Genomic DNA, 20,674 nt, shown 5'->3' on the forward strand with positions numbered 1-20,674 from the left:
CGTCATGAACTCGCTTGTCCGCCGCATGCTCTCCGTTGGGTTGTTCGCCGCTGCCGTGCTGATCGGCCGCGCCCATTCGGCGGCGCCTCCGCCCGCCGTCGCCGTGGGCGTGATGAACCGCGAATTCGCGGATCCGGCACGTCGCAACTGGGCCGATACGGCGCCGCGCCCGGTCCGAGTGACGCTTTGGTATCCGGCCAGCGAGGGTGGCACGCCGGAGAATTGCGAGGACGAAGGCGAGCCGGTGACGCTGCGCCGCGAGGCCGCCATCGCCGGCGACGAGCGGCGCCCGCTGATTCTTGTTTCGCATGGGTCTGGAGGCAACGCGGCGCAGATGTTGTGGCTGGGGAGGTTCCTCGCGCAGCAGGGGTTCCTCGTGGCGGCGGTGAATCACAATGGCACCGCGGAGGAGGAGCTGGACTGCGAGCGACCGACGCTGACCGACTTCTTCGGCTGGGAGCGGGCGCGCGATGTTTCCGTCGCGCTCGACGGCCTGCTGGCCGACTCCGCGCTCGCTGCCCGTATCGATTGCGAGCATATCGGCGCCGCCGGCTTCTCGCTGGGTGGAACCACGGCGCTATGGCTGGCCGGCGCGCGCCTCGATCTGGAGCTTTTACGCCAAAACTCGCCGCCCCCGCCGCCGCCGATGGCAGCGGCGATCCAGCAACGTATCGAGTTTTCCAAGACGAATCCGGTGGGGCGGGACGCCGTGGCGCGCGCAGCGCTTTCTTATCGCGATGAGCGGGTCGGCGCCGTGTTTGCGCTGGCGCCGCCGATGGGCGGCGGTTTTGCGCCGGCGGGGCTTCGGGACATCGCCGTGCCGGTTCTCCTGGTGGTGGGCGAGGCCGACCTGATCGCGCCAGCGGAGAGCAATGCGAAGCATTTCGCGGAGCACATTTCCACCGCGTGGCTCACGATCCTCCCGGGGGAGCGCGGCCATTACCTGAAGCCGCTCCCGGCCGAGCAGCGCCGCGCCGAACTCCGCGAAGTCGCGGAACTGGCCGGTCGTTTTTTCGAGCAGGAGCTCCGCTGACGCGCCGACTGACGGAATCGTTCTCCGAGGTCGGCGCTTGCGACGCGAGTGCTATCGCGGCCAGAGCCAGGCAAACGTGCCGGCGGTCACGAGAGCGTAAGCGAGCCCGTCGATCGTCGATTTCACCGTGTAGCCCCAGCCGCGTCGGAACCAGATGGATTGCGGCCAGAGGGCCGCGCCATGCGCGAGAAACGCGACCGCGCCCACGATCCGGAAGACCGCGAGGTAGTGCGCGCCGGCCGGGATCGCATGATAGGCGATATACGCCGTGAAGAAGCTGACGATGACCAGATAGATGAACCACTGTACGAAAGTCGGTCCCATCGAACTGGCGCCTTTCGGCAGTACGGTCAGAAGCTGATTCGGACCTTCGGCGAGTTTGGCCGTGTGCTCGGGCGAATTGTAGTTTCGGTCGGGGCACGCCGGCATGATATAGTCGCCCGGCGGCACATCGAACGGACGCAGCGCGGCGCGGATTTTCTCTTCCTCGGGCAGTTTCTTGAAATCGCTCTTGTGCCACGGCAGCGCCATGTGGATGAACGCGCTCAGCACGAAAACGAACGCGGCGGACAACAGGATCGGAAGCCAGAGGCTCGACATGATGATCTCCTTGCGATGGAGCGCCGAACAGCGGCGCGGTTGGGGGTTGGGGAAACGCCGCGACTTTGCAAAACGATCGCTTCACGTCAACGGCATTGGCGGAATGCGTTCGGTTCCGACCCACGTGCGGCCCCTCGGCGCGACATTGGATTGCGTCCCAAAAAGAAACCTGCCCCGCCGCCGGCCATCGAGGCGCCGTGCGGGAGGCAGGTGGTAATATCCGCGGAGCCGCCGGCAGAATTTCAGCTGTGGGCCGCCAACGCCGCGGCAGGTGGGACCGCACGCGCGCGCCGGCGCCACCAGATGAATCCAAGCAGTCCCATCGCGCCAACGAGGCCCGTGACGGCCGGTTCCGGCACGGGATGGAATTGCAGCACCTCGCCCTGACCGGGAATGACCCCGCGATTGGCGATATAGAGATCGCCCCGCGCGTCGAACGTGAGTGCCGTCGGCGCGATCAGGCCATCCGTCATCAGCAGCTTCGACATGCCCGTCGTCGGATCGAGCCGCCAGAGGCCGCCCGTGGGATCGCCCGAGAGCATGCCGAAATGGGCGAACTCGAGGACGTAGAGCATGCCGTCCGGACCCATCGCGAGGTCGATCACGTTGGTGAACCCACTGCCGACGAGCGAGAGACCGCCGCCCTCCTCCACGCGAAACACACCGGCGCCCCCGACCGGAAACGGAAAGCCCGTGAGCTGGCTGACGTAGACTTCGCCCGCGGACCCGAGCGCCAGGGAGGTCGGCACCGCTTCGGCACCGGAGGGCAGCGCCGAGAGTGTGCTGACGAGATCGATGGTCCCGTCAAAGCCGACGTTGAGAATCGCGTTGGCACCGGCGTCCGCCACGAGGACGCCGCCGGCGTGCACCTTGATCTTGAACGGATTGGAGTCGACCGGTCCGCCGGCGGGATTGTTGGCCTGTTCGTAGGCCGCGACGTCGGCCACCGCTGCCGGAGTGCTGCTTCCGGCCGGCAGGCGCATGAGCTGACCCAGCCGATTCAGTTCGGGACCGCTGCGCCCGGCCGGGTCGGTGCCCAGACCGGTTGTATAATATAAATTGCCGGCCGAATCGAAACCGAGGCCGTGCGTGCCGATGACCTCTCCGCTGATCGGATTATAGAGTGCCGGCAAGCCGGACAAAACGGTCGACCGCGTCCCCGCGTCCCAGCGGGTGATCGCGCCCGAGTCGCCATAATAGACCGGCTGGCCGCGCATGATGAGAGACGGCGTGTCGGCGTCCGGGGTCTGTACACTTCCGGCCTCGCTGATATACAATGCACCGTCGGCCCCAAACGTCAGTCCGCGAGGATTGTGGAGATCGCTCAGGATCACCCGCGAAGAGAACTGGGCCCAGGCGCCGGTGGCGAGGAGCAGGGCACTGACCGCGGCGATGGCGCCACGCGCGCTGCGACCCAAACCGAACGGAGCGAACGGCAGGTGTTTTGTCACGACGACGGGCGCAGCGTGAAGTTCACGCGGAGAACGAGTTTCAAGGACGGAGTCAGGGTGGTGCGGATTCATGGGAGCAGGAAGGCGGCGGCGAGGTGCGCCCCGGTGCCGGGAAACGTTCGCCGCCGAAGGATGTGAAAAGGAAACCGTCGACGCCCTGCGCGGGTGAGACGTTCTCCGGAAACGCTGAAACCGGCGGGCCCAGTGTAAGTAATGGAATCGGCGCGTCCATGGCGGCGATGCCAGCGAAACGCCGAGCCGCGCTACGGGAGTTCCCCGGGGCGCGGCCTTTCCTCTTGGCAACCTTCGCCCCGCCGCGACAATCGCGTCATGAAGCGTGCGACGACGCGCCAGAATGGCGGAGCGAAGCTTTCAGTCGGTCAACCGCTCGCGACCGGAGTCAGCCAGGCGCTCTCTTCGTCCCGTTCGGCCGACGTCCCGCCAAAGGCCGCGAAAGCCACTCGCGCGGCGGTCGCCGGCGCGGTGATCGGCTCGGCGGCGCTGCGCCAGGAGGCGGGCGGACCGGCTCGCGAGTCGGGGGCGTCGTCCGCCGGGGCAACGGACGCAGCGGCGCTCGCCGCCGAGATGAAATGGCTCTCGGCCGTAATCGATCAGCGGATACGCGCGTTTTTCGGCTCCGGGGACGGGCGCGCATCGTGGCCGCCGGCCCCCGCGGTCCGCGGCGATTCGCCCTACGGCGCGCTCCTCGCGCGTTTCGCGCCCGGCGACCGCGAGCGACTCCTGCTGGCCCTTGCCCTGGCGCCGCACCTTGCACCGCATGTGCTCGATGGGTTTCTCCTGAAGAACGAGAACACGGGCCGGAACTTCACGGAAGTCGGCGGGATCAAGGGCGAGGCCCATGCCGGATTTCTGCCCACCGGGCAGACCGCCCTGTTTCTTTTGGGAGGCGACGACTTCGCCGCGCGGATGGAGGTGATGCGGCTGCTCGATCCGCGGCATCCGCTTTCCGCGGCGGGACCGCTCCGGCTCGCAAGCCCCGTGCCCGGCGAGCCGGCGTGGAGCGGCCCGCTGGAGTTTTCGCCCTCGTGGCTGCGGCATCTGCTCTATGGCGAAAAACCGGGGCCGGATCTTGAACCGACGTTTCCCGCCGCCGCCGTCACGACCGCGCTCGCCCCGGACGACTTGGTGCTGGCGCCCGCGACCGCGGCCGGGATGGCGGAGATCCGGAACTGGGCGCGGCATGGACCGGAGCTCCGCCGCGACTGGGGGCTCGAGCGCCACAGCCGGCCGGGATTTTGCGCGCTGTTTCACGGCCCCACCGGCACGGGCAAAACGCTCGCCGCCGCGCTGCTGGGCCGGGAGCTCGCGGTTGACGTTTACCGCGTGGATCTGGCCGCGGTGGTTTCCCGTTACGTGACCGAAACGGAAGCGAACCTGCGCCGCCTGTTCGACGAAGCGGAGCGGCGCGATTGGATTCTCCTGCTCGACGAAGCCGATGCCTTGTTCGGCCGCCGCACGGAGGTGCGCGACGCGCACGACCGCTATGCCAATGTCGCGGTCGCGTATCTGCTCCAGCGACTCGACGACTATCGAGGGATCGTGGTGGTGACCGCGCAGGATGCGGCGAATCTCGATGACGCGCTGTTCCGGCGGATGGATGTGGTGGTGCCGTTCCCACGACCCGACGCGACCCAGCGCGAGCGCTTGTGGAAAAACGTCGCCGACCGTCGGGTGCAGCTCGCGGATGACGTGAGCTGGAGCAAAATCGCGCGCGAACACGAGTTGACCGGTGGACAAATCGCGGGCGCGTTTCGGCGGGCCTGTTTGCGCGCTGTCACGCGCGACGATCGCCGGCTCACGCGAGAGGACATCGTCGCGGGAATCCGGTCCGAACGCGAGCGGGCGCGACCTGTGCGATCGCGGCGTTGAGCGCGCCGCTTCTGCTGCGCCAGCAAGACGCGCCGCGCGGGAAGTGAAGCTGGCGTGTCGGTTCAGCGGAATTGTTCCCGCCAATATTTAGCATTGAGGCGCCGTGCGGCACGCGGCTGCATGTTGCAATCGTCCGGCATCCTTCGACTCCGCCCCTGCGTCCATGAATCTCACCGTCCGCGTGCTCGTGTTTACGCTTGCCCTGCCGCTGCTCGCGGCCGGTTTCGCTTGGGGGGCAATGGCGAAGCTCGACGGGGTGATGCGGGACGCCGTGCAGGGACGTCATCCCGAGCTCACGCGGGAACAACTCGCAGACGTGACGGTGGAGTCGCTCGCGGCGCGCAACGCGTTCGACGAGGCGAACGAGCTCCCGAGGATTTACGCGCGGCTGAAACTCGCCCGTTCCCTTGCGATTGCCGTGGGCGGAGCGGGGTTGTTGCTGCTCGGCGCAATTCATGCCGCGGGACGTCTGACGCGAACGCGCCGCGACCTGCTGCTGCGTATTTTCCGGCCGGGGCTTTATCTCACGCTGACGCTGGTCGGCCTTCTTACCGCGGTGCAGGCGTTCGCCCTCGCTTACGCGCTCTACTATTTCGAATCCATCTTTGTCGAGAGGGTGCATTTCATCTTGATCGGTGGCGTCGCGGTCGGCGGCGGCCTCGCGCTGGTGGCAGTCGGACGCGCGACGTTCGCGCTCGGGCATTCCGGAGAGTTCGATATCGTTGGCCGCCGGGTGTCGCGGGAGGAGCAACCCCGCCTGTGGGAACTGGTGGACGGCGTTTGCGGCGAGTTGCGGACGGCGGCGCCGGACCACCTGGTCCTGGGGATCGAGCCGTCGTTTTTCGTGACTGAAGCGCCGGTCATCACGCGGGACGGCCGGTGCGCTGGCCGCACGATGTTTCTTTCGCTGGCGCTCGCCCGGTTGCTTTCGGCCGCTGAGTTGCGGGCGATCGTCGGTCACGAAATGGCGCATTTTGTGGGCGAGGATACGGCGTTTTCGCGCCGGTTCTTTCCCGTCTATCGCCGCACCCTCCTGGCGCTGACGCATCTTTCGCGAAACGCCGTGCACGGCAGCATCGCGATCGCGCAAATGCCGGCGGTGAGCTTCCTCAATTTCTTTTTCAATGCGTTCGTGACCTCCGAGCGCAATCTCTCGCGCCGGCGGGAGATCGAGGCCGACGCCGTCGGCGCGCGTCTCGCGGGAGCGACGGCGCTGGCCACCTCGCTCGTCAAGATCCATGCGGGCGCCGATCTTTGGACGCGACTGATCGACGACCTGTGCGCCGATGAAGATCAGGCGCGTCGCGAACAGAATTTCGCGGTCGCCTTGCACGCTCGCGCACTCGCGCTCACGACCGGTGATCTGGCCGACGCGGGCGGAACGCGGCAGCCTCATCCTACCGATACGCACCCGCCGCTCGCAGAGCGCGTGCGGGCGCTGGAGCACGAGCTGGAGCGCGTGGCGAACCTCGCCGAAGTGCCGGCCTTCTCCGACTCTGCCGCCGCCCTGATCGCCGGCGTCGAAGCCCTTGAATCTGTGCAAACCGAGCGGATCAAAACGCTCGCCGTCCGGCGCTGACGCGAAAGCGCGTCTTGCGCGGCGAGCGGTTTCGGCCGACGAGCAGGCGATCCTCAGCGCGCTGCGAGGGCTTGGTTTCGCAGAAAAGCGCGCGCGTGCTCCACGCGGGGAATGCCGGCGTCGCTGGCGGCGGCCACCTCCGCGAGCTGCTGATAATACTGGCGGGCTTTGCCCGCGTCGCCGCTACGCTCGGCGGCGAAGCCGGCGCCATAAAGGGTGTTCAACCGGTTGGGGCTGGCGGCGAGTACGGCTTCGAACGCCTGCAGCGCCTCGGCATTCCGACCCGCGGCGAGCAGCAGATCGCCGAGTAGATCGCCGGCCGGAAGCACCTCGCCCGGTGTGACCGCCTCCTTGTCGGTGGACGTCTCGAGGGCCACCGCACGCTGCAGCAAGGCGATGGCTTCGTCCGGATGCTGCGGATCGAACGCCAGCCAGGCACGGATCGCGAGGACCTGGGTTTCGGCCTGCGAACTCCAATACGAGACCCGGTTGGTGGCGGCGAGCCGGCTTTGGAGCGTCTCCAACTCGTGGAGCTCGCGCCGCGCGGCATCGAGGTCTCCGCTGCGGGCCGCGCCGAGGCCGCGGGCGAAGCGGACGATGGATTCACATTGTGGATACGCATCTTTCCACGGGAAGGACGCGGGCGCCTCCAGCGGAAGCGCCGCAGCCTCGCCCCACGCCTGCCGCTCGAGGGCGACGCGCGCCGGAATCGCGGCGAACGCGAACGCCATCTGCGTCGTCTGCGCGGGCGCATACGGTCCCTTCAAGGCGAGGATCTGCCGGCGCACCGCGTCAGCCTCCCGATATTGGCCGCGTTGGAGGTAGGCGTAGACGAGATAGTCGAGGGCGTGGGGATAGTGCCCGTTCAAGGCTCCGGCGGCGTCGCCGAGTTTCCGCGCCGCTTCCGCGGAGCGCAGGTTGAACTCGATGGATTTCTCCCACAGGCCGCGACGCGTGAAGATGTGCGTGGGCATGTGCAGCGCGTGGGGCACCTCCGGCGCCATGCCGGCGTAGGCGTCGCAGATCTCCAGCGCGCGGCCGGCCAGCAGGGGCGAGTCGAAGGCATGGATCTTGTAGTGGAGCGCACCGGGGTGACCGGGCAGACGGGCGAGCACCCGTTGGAGCCGGTTGGCGGCCTCGAGCTGCATCCGATACGACCGGTCCTTGGTGGCGAAGCGTGCCGGCGCGAGATGGTAGAGCGCGCTGAAGGCGAGCGCGTCCAAGTCATCTGGATACTGATCCGCGAGCGCGCTCCAGGCCTCGTCGAGCCGGAGCAACCCGGCGGGGTGATCTCCGGCGTTTGGGCGATCGAAATAGCGGTCGAGCACCTCGAGGTAGGCGCGTTCCCGGGGTGTGGCCGGCGGACAGGCGAGGCCCTGCTGGATGTAGCCGGCGCCGAGTTTCAGCTCGGCGTCGGTCGGAGCGTCGGGCCAAAGCGGATGAATGAGGGCCATGGCGCGACCCCAATAGGCGAGGGCGCAGGCGGGATCGGCAGCGGCCGCCGCCGCGAAGGCGCGGTCCGCCTCCAGATACATCATGTGATGCACCAGCTTCACGCCGCGAACGACCTGCTCGCAGGCTTCGGGCTTGCCGGTGACCGCAAACTGAATCGTGCCGAGCTCGTCGGCATGGTCGTCGACGGCGCTCACGAGCGGGAGGGAAACACTGACGAAGAGCCAGAACGCGGAGAGGAGCGCGGCGGATTTCATCGCAGGGCGGGTTGGGCCAAGGGCCGTGGTTCGGGGGCAGACGCGACCCGGGATGTCGCGTCCAGGGAAGCGGCGATTTTCCCGCGCGACGGCACACGCTGCAATCAGGCGGCGTGGCCGCCGGCGACACGGTGAATTCCCGAGGCGAGGGCGGTCGGGCTTCGCGGCCACGGTTTCGCGCAGCTTGCGAATGGCCAAAGGCGCTTACGCTTCTGGCCTGAACTGATCTTTTTCCGCCATGCCGACGCTCTCCGATTATTCCCAGCTCATCGACCCCTTGCGCGATCAGTGCCCGGTGCGCGCTGCCATCGATGTCGTGCGCGGCCGCTGCGATTGGCGCGCCGATGTATAACTTTGGCCTGCCGGCGCAGCTGAAAGCGTATTTCGATCAGGTCGTGCGCGTGGGACGCACCTTTGCTTTCGATCCGGCGGCGGCCGATCCGTACCGGCCGATGCTCGTGGATCGACCGGTCGTGGTGATCACGTCTGCGGGCGACGGCGCCGTGCATCCAGGCGGCCCGCTGGCACACATGAATCACCTCGAGCCGCATCTGCGCACGCTGCTCGGTTTCATCGGACTCACGGACGTGCGGTTTGTGCGCGCCGGCTTCGACGAATATCAGGACGAACGCGCGCGGCGTTCGCTCAGCCGTGCCGAGGCAGAGATCGACCGCGTTGTGGAGGAACTTGCGGCGGTGCGGCTCGCCGTCTGAGCCCGCGTTTCGAGAGTCTCAGCCCGGAATTTCCGGATCGGTGAGCTGGGCGAGCAACGTGAGCGAATCCTGCCAGCCGAGGTAGCACGCCTCGGCGGGGATGACGGCCGGCACGCCTTCCTGGAGGATGTTCAGCTCGGTGCCGAACGGGGTCGCCCGCAGCGTGATGGTGACGTGAATCTCGCCGGGGAGATTGGGATCCTCGAACCGATCCGTAAAACGGATACGCTCGTTCGGAACAAGTTCGAGATAGGTGCCGCCGAACGAGTGGCTTTGGCCGGTGGTGAAATTGGTGAACGACATCCGGTAGGTGCCGCCGACGCGCGCGTCGACATGGTGGACTTTGCCGGTGAAGCCGTGCGGGGGCAGCCATTTCGCCTTGGCGTCGGCATCGAGGAACGCGCGATAGATGCGCTCGGGGGTTCCGCGCAGCACGCGGTGCAGGCGGATGGTGTGAGTGGCGGGAGCGGTGGACATGATGATCGAGGGTTTTGGTGAAGGCGGCGGGAACCCGGTGTTCCGGCCTCAACAGATCAACGATCCAACGCTACCACGCCGGACGCAGCGGCGGCGAATTTCCTTTTTCGGTCGCGGACATTCGGCTGCGGGGCGATTTCCGGATGGCCCCCGCCGCCGTCGCGCGGGAAACTGGCCGGATGCAATTACAGCCGATCCTCACGGAAGCCGCCGCGATCGCTCGGGGTGCGGGCGAGATCGTCCGGCAGCACTTTGCGGCGCCGACGCCCACGAAACTCAAAACGAGCCGCATCGACATCGTGACGGCCGCCGACACGGAGGCGGAAGCCTATATCGTGCGGGAGCTGCGACGACGGTTTCCGGACCACCACATCGTGGGGGAGGAAGGCGGCGGCCAAGGGGCGCCGGCGGCCGAGGCGCCGTATCACTGGTTCGTGGATCCGATCGACGGCACGGTGAATTTCGCGAGCAAACTTCCGTATTTCTGCACCAGCATCGCCCTCGCCACGCCGGATCGCCAGCCGCTGCTGGGCGTGGTCTACGATCCCACGCGGGACGAGTTGTTCACCGCCTTGAAGGGAGAAGGGGCCTTCCTGAACGGCGATCCGCTGCGGGTGACGGACACCGCGGAGCTGATCGATGCGGTGATTGCGAGCGGTTTTCCGTACGACAAGCACACGAATCCCGACAACAACCTGAAGGAGTGGGCGGCGTTTCTCCGTCGCATCCGGGGCGAACGGCGGCTCGGCTCGGCGGCGCTTGATCTTTGTTATGTGGCCGCGGGCCGGCTCGACGGTTATTGGGAAAAGGACCTAAAGCCCTACGACGCGATGGCGGGGATGCTGATCCTCCGCGAAGCGGGCGGGATCGTGACCGATTATGCGGGCGAGCCGAATCCGCAGCGCGAGGACCGCGGCCGCTATGTCGGCAGCAACGGTCGCCTCCACGCCGCGATGCTGCAGGTGCTGCAGGGCGACTGAGAGGGCGGCGGCCGGGTTGCCGATTGCCGGCGATCGATGCGTGTATTCAGGCACTAATGACAATCTAGTGCAAAGACGCATTGCCTTTGACGTGCGAATCTTTAGCATGAGCGCCCGGGTTCGCGGTGCATAGCGCCCGCGGACCCGCCGCTTCCATGATCACTCCGATTCATTCCCCGGCCGCTGGCCGCGCTTTCATTTCGGGCCTCGTCTTTCTGCTCGCACTGGCCGCTGGAAATATCGCTTTGGCGCAAACCAACGTTAAGTCCGGTTTCGGCACCGTCGTGCTGGAAAACCAAAACCATCCCAACGGCAACGTCTACGATCAGGTGTTGATGACGGGCCCCACGGTGACGATTGCCGCCGATCCGGGACAGGTGGTGCGGGTGTCGTTTCTCGACGAAAACGAGGACATCGTGCAGGTGGAGTTTGCCGGCGCGGGGTCGGTGACGGTGGAGCTGGATCCGGACACGTATCGCGGCGCCGCGCTCCCGGCCAGATACAACCAGAACGTGCGTTACGTGCAGGGGCGTCCGACGATTCGCGTGCAGAATGCCACCGCCGACAGTTTTCTCACGGTTTTCTCCGTGGGCCGGGCCAATGCGGTCAATCCGACACTCTTCCCCGCCGGCATGACCTACGATGCGATGGCGGACGTCCGGCTGATCGAAGTCCATGGCGCCGAGATGGGCGCAATCCTGACAGGCAATGTGCGCTACGGTGCTCCCGACGGCGCCACCGGCATCCAAGCTCCGGATACGGCGGTGCGGCATCGCGTGGTGGTAGGCGAGCTGACGGCCGGCAACCTCGCCGTTCCGCTGCTTCGCCTCGGCAGCGGGTCGCCGCTGCAGTGGGACGGCGGTGCCGTGCTCGTGGCGGGCGGGCGTTTGCTCCAGGGCAACCGCACCCCGATCGATGTCGGCTCCGGCGCCGGCACGCCGCTGACGGCGATTCGCAGCGTAGCGGGGCGGAAATCGAACGACGAGATGCTGCCGGCGGCGGCCCTGCAGGCACAGTTTGCCAGCCGCAACGCCGGCGGCGTGCTGGTCAACGGCATCGCGCAGCCGACGCGCGGCTACGTGCCGGAGTCGTTCGACGAACTTTTGGCGGAGGCGGGCTTTGAAGCGTTCGATTTCGGGGCGGGCACCTCCACCCGATTTTCCGGCGGCAACAACGGCACCTATACGGTGACGGGCGACACCTGGGTCGAAGGCGACGCGGTGCACTTCGTCGTGTCCGGCAGCTACAGCTACAGTGCCGGCGGCGCCAATCGAAATGTCATGACGTTCAGCGTGACGTTCGACCGGGTCTACCTGCGATCCGGGGGCGTGGTCTTCGACGACACGGTGCAGCACATGGCTGAACTCGTTGAGGAGGTGCTGCCGGCGCGCATCACGGCCGTGGCGGATTTCGCCTCCGCGGTCAGCGGGACCGCCACGATGACGGTGCGCTACACGGACGGCAGCCAGGACGTCGCAGGCGGAGTTTTCGACCTCGATCGCGAACTCGATTTCCAATTCCTCTAGATCCGCTTCACGCGCGGCGCCGAGGTCCGCTCACGTGCCGGTTAGTTTCCAGCGAACGTAGATGTCTTCTACTTTCGCGCGGGCCCACGGTGTTTTGCGGAGAAATTTCAAACTCGAGCTGACGCTGGGCTCGAAGAGAAAACAGCGGATCGGCACCCGCCGGCCGAGTTCCTCCCAACCGAACTGCGCGGCCAGTTCGGTCACCAGACGCTCGAGCGTGACACCATGGAGAGGATCTTGGGAAGGCGCCGGGCACACGGCGCCACGGTGGGGTGGCGGACGCGCAAATTCAAGCGGCAGTGTCGGGCGGGCTCACCAGACCCTGCCGTGCGCACCGCGCGAGGGCGCGTGGGGCGGAGCCGGAAGATCCCTCCTTACGACGCCCGAAGCCGGCGAAGGATCTCGGGATGCGTCGATGGCATGGAAGGAAGCGGCGGTTTTGATCACGCACCCCACCGCATTGAGTCGCGCGTGCCGTTTCCGTGCAGGCCGTGATCCCATTCGCCGGGTCTTCGCTTCGCGCCACCAGGAGCAGCGCTCCCGGCTGCGCCGCTATTTTTTTGGAGCCGCCTTCGGCGGTGCTTTCTCAAGCGCCTTCAGCCGTTCCGCCAGAGCGGCGATCTCCGTGAGTTCGCCCATCCGGGTGTTTCGTTGTTTTTGTTTCTCGTCTTCGTAGAGGGCCATCGCCTCCGGCGCATTGGGCGCCCAGCCGCCGAGCGGGTTGTTGATTAGGGTCGCGATCGCCGCGAGCGGTCCGAGCGTTTTCTGATAGATCGGCGCGAGGTAGCGCTTTTTCGCGTATTCAAGTTTTCCCTTCGGCGTGAGCATTTCGTCATCCGTCAGCGGCACGCCTTTCTCCGTGACCTGATAGCGCGGCAGCCGCACCACGCCCGGCGGAGCGTCGCCAAACAAGTCGGCGCGTCGTTTTTCCTCCGCGGCGACGGCCGCGTCGTGCGCTTGTTGATCGAATTTGAAACCGAGCCGGGCGATCGACGGGCTCTGTTCTTCGTCTGCGGCGCGAACCGGAAGGCCCAGCGTCGCGCCAATCAGGGTGAGCCGCACGGCACCGGCGAACATCACGACGTGCGCAGACGGGAGGGCGGCAGGATCACGCATGGGCGGGAGCGGCGACGAGCGATTCTCGTGCGACCGCACCCCACGGGCAAGGATCCGGTGAAAGACCGGATCGCTCCCTTCCGATTGTGATCAACTCGCCCGGCCAATCCAGAGTGTCATATAATGTATGACACTACCAATGCCCTGGGCGCCTAGAGATTGACCGCGGTCATCGATTGCGCGGGATAGCGTTCACCGGCCGTCGCTCCGAAGGGCAGGACGGCATCGATCTCGCGCAGGTCGTCGGCGCTCAAGCTCACGTCCCGCGCCCCGAGGTTCTCGTCGAGATACTTGATCCGCTTCGTGCCGGGAATCGGCACGATGTCGTCGCCGCGAGCCAGCACCCAGGCGAGGGCCAGCTGGCTGGGCGAGCAGCGCTTGCGGCGCGCGAGGTCTTCGATCTTGCGCACGAGATCGAGGTTCTTCTGAAAATTCTCGCCCTGAAACCGCGGCGAATTCCGGCGATAGTCGTCCGCCGGCAGGTCTTCCAGACGCTTGAATTGACCGGTCAGGAAACCGCGGCCGAGCGGACTGTAGGCGACGAAGCCAATTCCCAGTTCTCGCACGGTGGGAAGCACCTCTGCCTCGGGATCGCGGCTCCACAAGGAGTATTCCGTTTGGAGGGCTGCGATCGGATGCACCTTCGCGGCGCGGCGGATCGTGGCCGGCGCGGCTTCGGACAGGCCCAGGTGGCGGACCTTTCCCGCGCGCACGAGCTCGGCCATCGCGCCGACCGTGTCCTCGATCGGAACCTTTGGATCGACGCGATGCTGGTAATAAAGATCGATCGTATCCATTTTCAGGCGACGCAAGCTGGCTTCGCAGCAGGCGCGCACGTAGTCGGGATCGCCGCGCACGCCGAGAAACTCGCCCTGAGGGCCGCGGACGTTGCCGAATTTGGTGGCGAGCACCACGTGGTCGCGCCGGCCGGCGATCGCGCGACCGACGAGCTCTTCGTTGCGGCCGACGCCATACATGTCGGCGGTGTCGAGGAAGTTTCCACCGGCGTCGAGGTAGTGGTGGATGACGCGGATCGACTCCGCTTCGTTCATCTGACCGGGAGCGTAGAACTCGCTCATGCCCATGCAGCCGAGACCGATTGCGGCGACTTCCGGCCCGTTTGCGCCGAGGCGGCGGCGTTTGATCGAGGAGTGCGTTGCCATGACGGAAAAGAGAGGGGGCTCTGTCGGGGGTTCAAGCGGTCGGCCGCGATTTGTTCACGGCAGGATCTCGGGCGAAACTTGCCACCGCACGGCCCAGGCGCCGTCGGTTTTCTCGAGCGCGAGCACCGCGGCTTTCTTTAAAATAAAACGCGCCGGCTCCGTCTCGCCGGCGACGAGCAGCGACGCGAGCGCGCTCAGGTGCGGCTCGTGGCCGATCACGGCGAGCGGTCGCGTGCGGTTGCGCAATTGTTCCGCGACGATGGCGGGGTCGTCGTCGCCCTCGAGTCCTGCGACCTCGAGTTGCCTGGCGTCGAGTTCGAGCGCCGCGACCAGGAGCTGGGCCGTCTCCACCGAGCGGGCCAGTGGACTGTGCCAGACCTCGGCCGTTTGGAATGCCTCCGTGCCGCGCAGAAATGCCGCGAGCGCGGCGACCTGTTTGCGACCTCGCCGGCTCAGCGGACGGGCGGGATCCTCCTCGGCGCTGAGCGCGTGCGCATGGCGAACGAGATAAAGGGACATGGCGCAGTCTAGGCGCGCGGGCGCCTTCGGCAAATCGGCCCCCGGGGCGGACACCGGGGCCCGAATCAGGGTCTCCCGGTTTTGCCATCGACGGAAGACGTTGATTAGACGGAGGCATGAAGTTCGCCGCCGTCTCTCCGCCCGATGCGGTGTCGGCGCCGGAAACCGTTCAGCTGCTGTGGACCGCCGGGTGGGATTCGACTTACCGGCTGCTCGACCTGGTCGTGAGGCAGCAGCGGTCGGTGCAGCCGCATTATCTCGTGGATCCCGAGCGTGCCGGCGCGTTGTCCGAGTTACGGGCGATGCGGCTGATCCGCCGACAGGTGGCGGAAGATTATCCGGGGAGCGACGAATTGATCTTGCCCACGCGTTTGACGCTCTTGGACGCACTTGCGCCCGACCGGCACGTCACCGATTCCCTCGCGCGACTGAGGATCCGCGGCCACCTCGGGTTGCAATACGACGGGCTGGCGCGCTACCGGCGTCAGTTTGCGGTGCGCGGACTCGAGTTGTGCATTCATGCGGACGATCGCGCGGAAGCGTTTGTTCGCTCCGAGATCGAGCAGGTGTTCACGCCGGATGGAAGCGGCTACTGGCGGGTGCCGGCGGACGCGAGCGATACGGATCTGGGCCTCTTTGCCGGGTTTCGTTTTCCGCTGCTCGACCTCACGAAAACCGAGATGCGGCGTCGTGCGCGTGCCGCCGGCTTCGAGCGAATCATGAATCTGACCTGGTTCTGCCACACCCCGCGCCGCGGGCAGCCTTGTGGGACCTGCAATCCCTGCCGCTACGCGATCGCCGAGGGGATGGCGGACCGGCTGCCCGTGCGCGCGCTGCTGCGGCACCGAGTATATCCGGCCTTGCGCATGGTGCGTCGCGCGTGGGCGCCCGGCCGCCGCTTGGCGGTGAACCTTGCCCGCCGGTGGCTGACAATCTGTCGATGAGTGCCGCCAAACGCGAGCGCGCGTTGCGGACGGCTGCGACGGCGCCGAAAGCCGAAAACGGTCGTGTCTTTGTCCTGCAACGTCGTTTGGATCGCGAGGTGACTCCAACTTCCGCTGCGAATCCGGCCACGGCCTACAAGAAGATCCCGATGGGATTGAACAAGAAGATCGCGCTCGTCGCGCACGACAACATGAAGCGCGACCTTGTCGAGTGGGCGAAGTTCAACCGCGATTTGCTCGCGCATCACAAAGTCTACGCGACCGGCACGACGGGCGCGCTGCTCGAACGCGAGCTCGGCTTTCCGATCATCAAGCTGCAGAGCGGCCCGCTCGGCGGCGACCAGCAGATCGGGGCGAAGATCGTCGAGGGCGAGATCGATTTCCTGATCTTCTTCTGGGATCCGCTCGAGCAGCAGCCGCACGATCCGGATGTGAAAGCGCTCCTGCGCATGGCAGTGGTGTGGAACATCCCCACGGCGTGCGACCGCGCGACGGCGGATTTCGTGATTTCGTCGCCGCTGATGGACAAGGAATACGACCGGCTGATTCCGGACTACGACGTCTATCGCAAACGGAAAGTCCCCGGCGTGGAAACGCCCCCGCTCCCCATCGCCGGTTTGACCGGCACGCGGAAAACGCCGGCTTAACCTTCGCACCGCGGCGAAGAGACCGCGACTACGGTTACAGCCTTCGCCGCCGAAACAGACCCTATGGGAGTGTCATATAATGTATGACACCTTCCCCGTGGTAACCCATCTCTGCGGCAGGCGATTTTCGCACCCAACGAAAATCCGGCCGGCAGGTGCCAGGTGGTTTATCCTGGTGCTTCCAACTGCCCTTGATCGTGGCGCGCCGGGAAAAGTGTCATACATTATATGACACTCTGGATTGGAGGTCGGGGAGGGAGCTCGCGCGTTGAAATGGGGGGTGGGGAGCGCGAAGCGGGGCGAGGAAAGGCGGAGAAGGCGAGGGGCTGGAGGAACGCGGGTGCAAAAAAAGACGCGGCGCGCTGGGCGCCGCGTCGTGGGAACTTGGTTACGCGGAGACGGGCCGCGGCAGGTCTTCGCTCGGTCAGGCTTTCGCGAGCGCCTGCTCGAGATCGGCCTGGAGGTCGGCGAAATCCTCGATGCCGACGGAGAGGCGGACGTAGTCGGCCGACACGCCGGCGGCCTTGTGTTCCTCGGCCGTGAGCTGGCTGTGCGTCGTGCTCGCCGGATGAATCGCGAGCGACTTCGCGTCGCCGATATTCGCGAGATGCGAGAACAGCTTGAGCGACTCGATCAGCTTGCGCCCGGCGTCGTAGCCGCCCTTGAGACCGAAACCGAGCAGGCCGCCGAAGCCGCCGCTCAAATACTTCTTCGCCGCCGCGTGGTTGGGGCTGTTCTTGAGGCCGGGGTAGTTGACCCACGCCACCTTCGAATGCGACTCGAGGTATTCGGCGACCTTGAGCGTGTTGGCGCAGATGCGGTCCATGCGCAGGTGCAGCGTTTCGATGCCTTGCAGGCCGGTCCACGCGTTGAACGGCGAGATGCACGCGCCGATGTCGCGGAGGAGTTGCAGGCGCATCTTGAGAATGTAGGCGACGTTCGCTCCGCCGGCGGGCGGGAAGCTCTTGAACGCGTCCCAGTGCACCAGGCCGTGATAGCTGGCGTCGGGCTGCGTGAAGCCGGGGAACTTGCCGTTGCCCCAGTCGAAATTGCCGCCGTCGACGACCACGCCGCCGATCGAGGTGCCGTGACCGCCGATGTATTTCGTGGTCGAATGCACGACGATATTCGCGCCCCATTCGAACGGCCGGTTGAGGTAGGGCGTGAGGCAGGTGTTGTCGATGATGAGCGGGACGCCGGCTTCGCGCGCGATCTTCGCGACTTCCTCAAACGGGAAAATGTTAAGCGCGGGATTGCCGAGACCTTCGCCGTAGAACGCCTTAGTGTTCGGCTTCAACGCGCGCTTGAAGGCGTCGGGATCCTGGGCGTCGACGAACGAAACCTCGATGCCGAGCTTCGGCAGGGTGTGGTGAAACAGGTTGTAGGTGCCGCCGTAGAGTTGCGCGACGGATACGAGGTGATCGCCCGCGCCGGCGAGGTTGAGGATGGCGTCGGTGATCGCGGCCTGGCCGGACGCGTGCGCCAGTGCGCCGCTGCCGCCCTCGAGCGCGGCGAGGCGCTGTTCGAAGACGTCGGTCGTCGGATTCATGATCCGCGTGTAGATGTTGCCGAGCTCCTTCAGCGCGAAAAGGTTCGCGGCGTGCTCGGTATCGCGGAAAACGTAACTGGTCGTCTGATACAGCGGAACGGCGCGCGAGCCGGTGGTGGGATCCGGCTGCTGGCCGGCGTGGAGGGCTTTGGTTCCGAAACCTTGCTTGTTCATGGGAAGGGTCTTTCGAGTTTCGCGGGTGAACGTTCAGGCAAGACGCCAGGCGCGGCGCGTCAAGCCCGGTGACCGCGGAGGAAACTACGCGCCGCTTACTTGCGGGGCGGTACGTCAAGAAGGCCGAACAGCTTCTCCGCCTGCTGGCGACGGATCACGATGTCGGCGAGCAGGGTTTCGTTGGCGCGCCAGAACGACGCGCCCTTGCCGGAGACCGCGAGCTCGCTGACGTCGTTGACGTCCTTGCCGCTGCGATAAGAGACCAGCTCGCTCACGGGCGCGGCGGAGAGAGAGAACATCAGCTTCTTGCGCGTGCCGAGCGCGTCGGCGAGATCGGTGAGATCGAAGAGCAGCGAGCGGTAGCTCGGGTCGGGCTTGTAGTTGTGCACCGATTCGAGGACCTCGGTGTGGATCTGGACCATGAGATCGTCGACCTTGGTCTCGTCCGCGGGACTCTTGGCCTTCTCGTAAAACTCCAGGAAGTAGTCGCGCACGGGGTGGCCGAGGTCGTCGGTGACGCGCGCGGCGAGATTCTGGTAGGTGTGATATTTCTCGTCCTTCGGATTCGGTGGCAGCGTCGCGGCGGTGAGCGCGTCGCATTCGGCGGAGAACGCCGCATAGTCGTCGGGGGTCTGCAGCTGGAGAAAGCGCGCGATGGTGCGGCCGAGCGGCTTGGTGCCAGTCTCCGGATTCTTGATACTGGTGTGGTCGCGATCGGGAAATACGCCGAAGGCGATGGGCTGCGCGGTGCGCGGCCAGGGTTGCACCACGGTGGTGTCGTCGCGTCCGCCGAAGAGCGCGGTGAGGCCGGTGGCATTGAGGTTGGCGGTGCACACGTAGACGGTGCCGTCGCCGCCGTTCTCGTCGGAAAGCTTGCGCAGGCCGGTGCCGTAGGGTTTCGAGCCCACGAGGACGGCGGCCATGCAGATCGTGGGATCGTAGAACGAGCGGGGCCCGAAGAGGTCGCGGCGCGCGAGCTGCCACGTGTAGGAAGAACCCATCTCGAGTGCGTCGAGGACGGCGCGGCCGGATTCGAAGCCGCTCTTCCAGCCCTTGACGATGCGGCCGACCATCGTCTTGCCCATGGCGGCGAGGGGGGAGCCGAAGTTGGCCGGGGCGAGCATCAGGTAGCGGCGGACCGGACACGGACGGTTCTGCTCGAGATAAAAACGCGTGAGCCATTCGCGGGCGACGAGGCTGCCGGTCGAGTGGACGACGAGGTTGAGATCGCCGGGGCCGTGCGGGATTTTCCGCGCGTCGAGCACCGTTTCGAACGCGGCGGCGAGGTCCTCGATGGTGACGCTGTCCTCGAGCGTGAGGTAGTTGCCGAGGCGGATCGAGATGACGTCCATGCCCTGGTCCTCGAGGAACCGGGCGAGGTTGACGAAGTTGCTGCCCTCGTCGCTGTAGCCGTGGAGGATGATCGTCGTGGCCATGCGCGCCGAGCGTAGCAGGATCTCCGATGCCCGCCATCAGGTGGCGGCCTGACGCTGTGCGCTGGTGGCGATCGGGACGATCGCCGCTACCTCGAGAGCGGTGGCAGGCTCTCGCCCGCCAACGCTCAACCCGCAATCCTCAACCCTCCTCCGGCACGAGCACGAGTTTGCCGATGTGCTGGCTGCTTTCCATCAGGCGATGAGCGTCGGCGGCGTCACGGAACGAAAACACGCGGTGAACATTCGCGCGCACGCGGCCGGATTCGAGCAACGGCCACACCTCGCGTTCGAGCTCGGCGGCGAGCGCGGCTTTGAACGCCGTCTCGCGGCTGCGGAGCGTGCTGCCGGTGATGGTGAGTCGCTGCGCCATCACCTGCATGAGATTCACTTCCACTTTCGCGCCTTTCGCGGTGTTGATGAACACGAGCCGGCCCTCGGGGCGGAGCAGCTTGAGATTTTTCGCGACGTAGTCGCCGCCGATCATGTCGAGAATCACATCGATGCCGACGCCCTTGAGCGCGGTTTCGAAATCCTCGGTCTTGTAATTGATGCCGCGTTCCGCGCCGGCGGCTTCGCACGCGCGACATTTTTCGTCGCTGCCGGCGGTGGCGAAGACGCGCGCTCCGAACGCGCTCGCGAGCTGGATCGCGGCCATGCCGATGCCGCTGGTGCCCCCGTGCACGAGGAAGGTTTCGCCGCGCTGGAGTCGTCCGCGCTGAAACACGTTGGACCAGACGGTGAACAACGCTTCCGGCAGCGCGCCGGCATCGGTGAACGAAAATCCTTTCGGCACGGGCAGGCAGTGGGACGCGTTCACCGCGACGAGTTCGGCGTAGCCGCCGCCGGCGAGAAGCGCGCACACGGCATCGCCGACGCGCCAGCGGGTGACCGCGGCACCGCAGGCTTGGACGATGCCGGCGACCTCGAGCCCGGGGATGTCGGCGGGCACGCCCGGAGGCGCGGGATAGTGGCCTTTGCGCTGGATCACATCGGCACGGTTGACGCCGGCGGCCTTCACGCGGATCAGCACGTCGTCGACGCCGAACGCGGGCTCGGGGCGTTCCGCGAGTGTGAGCGCCTCGGCGGGACCGGGTTGGGCAATCGTCACAGCTTTCATGCCGGCCAAGGAACCCGCGGTGGCGGTTGGGCGCAACAGGCTTTCGGCGCG

19 protein-coding genes are annotated in these 20,674 nt (G+C 66.4%); 8 read left to right on the plus strand and 11 right to left on the minus strand.

Features of this window, described 5'->3' with window-relative positions; translation table 11 throughout:
• Positions 1-4 precede the first annotated feature (4 nt).
• Entirely contained in the window at positions 5-1,033 is a 1,029-nt protein-coding gene (locus AC6RV7_RS06175; protein WP_500093041.1) for an alpha/beta hydrolase family protein, read from the plus strand.
• 51 nt (positions 1,034-1,084) lie between these two features.
• Here AC6RV7_RS06175 and AC6RV7_RS06180 read toward each other — a convergent pair whose 3' ends face one another.
• The gene (locus AC6RV7_RS06180) at positions 1,085-1,633 is read right to left on the minus strand and encodes a hypothetical protein (RefSeq protein WP_500093042.1); all 549 of its coding nucleotides are present in this window, start codon (positions 1,631-1,633) and stop codon (positions 1,085-1,087) included.
• Positions 1,634-1,875: 242 nt separating this feature from the next.
• Positions 1,876-3,156, minus strand: a complete 1,281-nt coding sequence (locus AC6RV7_RS06185; protein WP_500093043.1) for a ScyD/ScyE family protein — start codon at positions 3,154-3,156, stop codon at positions 1,876-1,878.
• 258 nt (positions 3,157-3,414) lie between these two features.
• On the opposite strand from AC6RV7_RS06185, the gene AC6RV7_RS06190 reads away from it, so the two are divergent.
• The gene (locus tag AC6RV7_RS06190) at positions 3,415-4,974 is read left to right on the plus strand and encodes an ATP-binding protein (RefSeq protein WP_500093044.1); all 1,560 of its coding nucleotides are present in this window, start codon (positions 3,415-3,417) and stop codon (positions 4,972-4,974) included.
• Between the two features lie 163 nt (positions 4,975-5,137).
• Positions 5,138-6,553, plus strand: coding sequence for a M48 family metalloprotease (locus tag AC6RV7_RS06195; protein ID WP_500093045.1), 1,416 nt, complete (start codon positions 5,138-5,140; stop codon positions 6,551-6,553).
• Between the two features lie 53 nt (positions 6,554-6,606).
• On the opposite strand, the gene AC6RV7_RS06200 is transcribed toward AC6RV7_RS06195, so the two are convergent.
• A complete protein-coding gene (locus AC6RV7_RS06200) occupies positions 6,607-8,262 on the minus strand; it encodes a hypothetical protein (RefSeq protein ID WP_500093046.1) in 1,656 nt (551 codons plus the stop codon).
• 344 nt (positions 8,263-8,606) lie between these two features.
• Here AC6RV7_RS06200 and AC6RV7_RS06205 point away from each other — a divergent pair, with 344 nt between their 5' ends.
• Positions 8,607-8,975, plus strand: a complete 369-nt coding sequence (locus AC6RV7_RS06205; RefSeq protein WP_500093047.1) for an FMN-dependent NADH-azoreductase — start codon at positions 8,607-8,609, stop codon at positions 8,973-8,975.
• 18 nt (positions 8,976-8,993) lie between these two features.
• Here the strand turns inward: AC6RV7_RS06205 and AC6RV7_RS06210 are convergent, their stop codons facing one another.
• The gene (locus tag AC6RV7_RS06210; RefSeq protein WP_500093048.1) at positions 8,994-9,452 is read right to left on the minus strand and encodes an SRPBCC family protein; all 459 of its coding nucleotides are present in this window, start codon (positions 9,450-9,452) and stop codon (positions 8,994-8,996) included.
• A 143-nt stretch (positions 9,453-9,595) separates the two neighbouring features.
• Here AC6RV7_RS06210 and AC6RV7_RS06215 point away from each other — a divergent pair, with 143 nt between their 5' ends.
• Together AC6RV7_RS06215 and AC6RV7_RS06220 are read left to right on the plus strand one after the other, a co-directional pair.
• Positions 9,596-10,432: an inositol monophosphatase family protein gene (locus AC6RV7_RS06215; protein WP_500093049.1), complete on the plus strand. Its 837-nt coding sequence runs from the start codon at positions 9,596-9,598 to the stop codon at positions 10,430-10,432.
• Between the two features lie 155 nt (positions 10,433-10,587).
• The gene (locus AC6RV7_RS06220; RefSeq protein WP_500093050.1) at positions 10,588-11,958 is read left to right on the plus strand and encodes a hypothetical protein; all 1,371 of its coding nucleotides are present in this window, start codon (positions 10,588-10,590) and stop codon (positions 11,956-11,958) included.
• A 30-nt stretch (positions 11,959-11,988) separates the two neighbouring features.
• Here the strand turns inward: AC6RV7_RS06220 and AC6RV7_RS06225 are convergent, their stop codons facing one another.
• The 4 genes from AC6RV7_RS06225 to AC6RV7_RS06240 all read right to left on the minus strand — a co-directional run bounded on the left by AC6RV7_RS06225 (position 11,989) and on the right by AC6RV7_RS06240 (position 14,756).
• On the minus strand, positions 11,989-12,216 hold the full coding sequence (locus AC6RV7_RS06225; protein ID WP_500093051.1) for a VF530 family protein: 228 nt from the start codon (positions 12,214-12,216) through the stop codon (positions 11,989-11,991).
• A 294-nt stretch (positions 12,217-12,510) separates the two neighbouring features.
• The gene (locus AC6RV7_RS06230) at positions 12,511-13,074 is read right to left on the minus strand and encodes a hypothetical protein (protein ID WP_500093052.1); all 564 of its coding nucleotides are present in this window, start codon (positions 13,072-13,074) and stop codon (positions 12,511-12,513) included.
• 152 nt (positions 13,075-13,226) lie between these two features.
• Positions 13,227-14,219 (minus strand): aldo/keto reductase, encoded by a 993-nt coding sequence (locus AC6RV7_RS06235; RefSeq protein ID WP_500094187.1) that lies wholly within the window; start codon positions 14,217-14,219, stop codon positions 13,227-13,229.
• 72 nt (positions 14,220-14,291) lie between these two features.
• Positions 14,292-14,756 (minus strand): SixA phosphatase family protein, encoded by a 465-nt coding sequence (locus tag AC6RV7_RS06240; protein WP_500093053.1) that lies wholly within the window; start codon positions 14,754-14,756, stop codon positions 14,292-14,294.
• A 116-nt stretch (positions 14,757-14,872) separates the two neighbouring features.
• Here AC6RV7_RS06240 and AC6RV7_RS06245 point away from each other — a divergent pair, with 116 nt between their 5' ends.
• Together AC6RV7_RS06245 and AC6RV7_RS06250 are read left to right on the plus strand one after the other, a co-directional pair.
• Positions 14,873-15,700 carry a 7-cyano-7-deazaguanine synthase gene (locus AC6RV7_RS06245; protein ID WP_500093054.1) on the plus strand — a complete coding sequence of 276 codons (828 nt, stop codon included), beginning with the start codon at positions 14,873-14,875 and terminating at the stop codon, positions 15,698-15,700.
• Between the two features lie 149 nt (positions 15,701-15,849).
• On the plus strand, positions 15,850-16,347 hold the full coding sequence (locus tag AC6RV7_RS06250) for a methylglyoxal synthase (protein WP_500094188.1): 498 nt from the start codon (positions 15,850-15,852) through the stop codon (positions 16,345-16,347).
• A 424-nt stretch (positions 16,348-16,771) separates the two neighbouring features.
• Here the strand turns inward: AC6RV7_RS06250 and AC6RV7_RS06255 are convergent, their stop codons facing one another.
• The 3 genes from AC6RV7_RS06255 to AC6RV7_RS06265 form a co-directional block, all read right to left on the minus strand.
• Positions 16,772-18,070 carry an O-acetylhomoserine aminocarboxypropyltransferase/cysteine synthase family protein gene (locus AC6RV7_RS06255; protein ID WP_500093055.1) on the minus strand — a complete coding sequence of 433 codons (1,299 nt, stop codon included), beginning with the start codon at positions 18,068-18,070 and terminating at the stop codon, positions 16,772-16,774.
• A gap of 95 nt (positions 18,071-18,165) precedes the next feature.
• A complete protein-coding gene (locus AC6RV7_RS06260; protein WP_500093056.1) occupies positions 18,166-19,506 on the minus strand; it encodes an esterase/lipase family protein in 1,341 nt (446 codons plus the stop codon).
• A 139-nt stretch (positions 19,507-19,645) separates the two neighbouring features.
• A complete protein-coding gene (locus AC6RV7_RS06265; RefSeq protein ID WP_500093057.1) occupies positions 19,646-20,623 on the minus strand; it encodes an NAD(P)H-quinone oxidoreductase in 978 nt (325 codons plus the stop codon).
• Between the last annotated feature and the right edge of the window lie 51 nt (positions 20,624-20,674).

It is taken from the genome of Opitutus sp. sgz309028 (genome assembly GCF_059821195.1).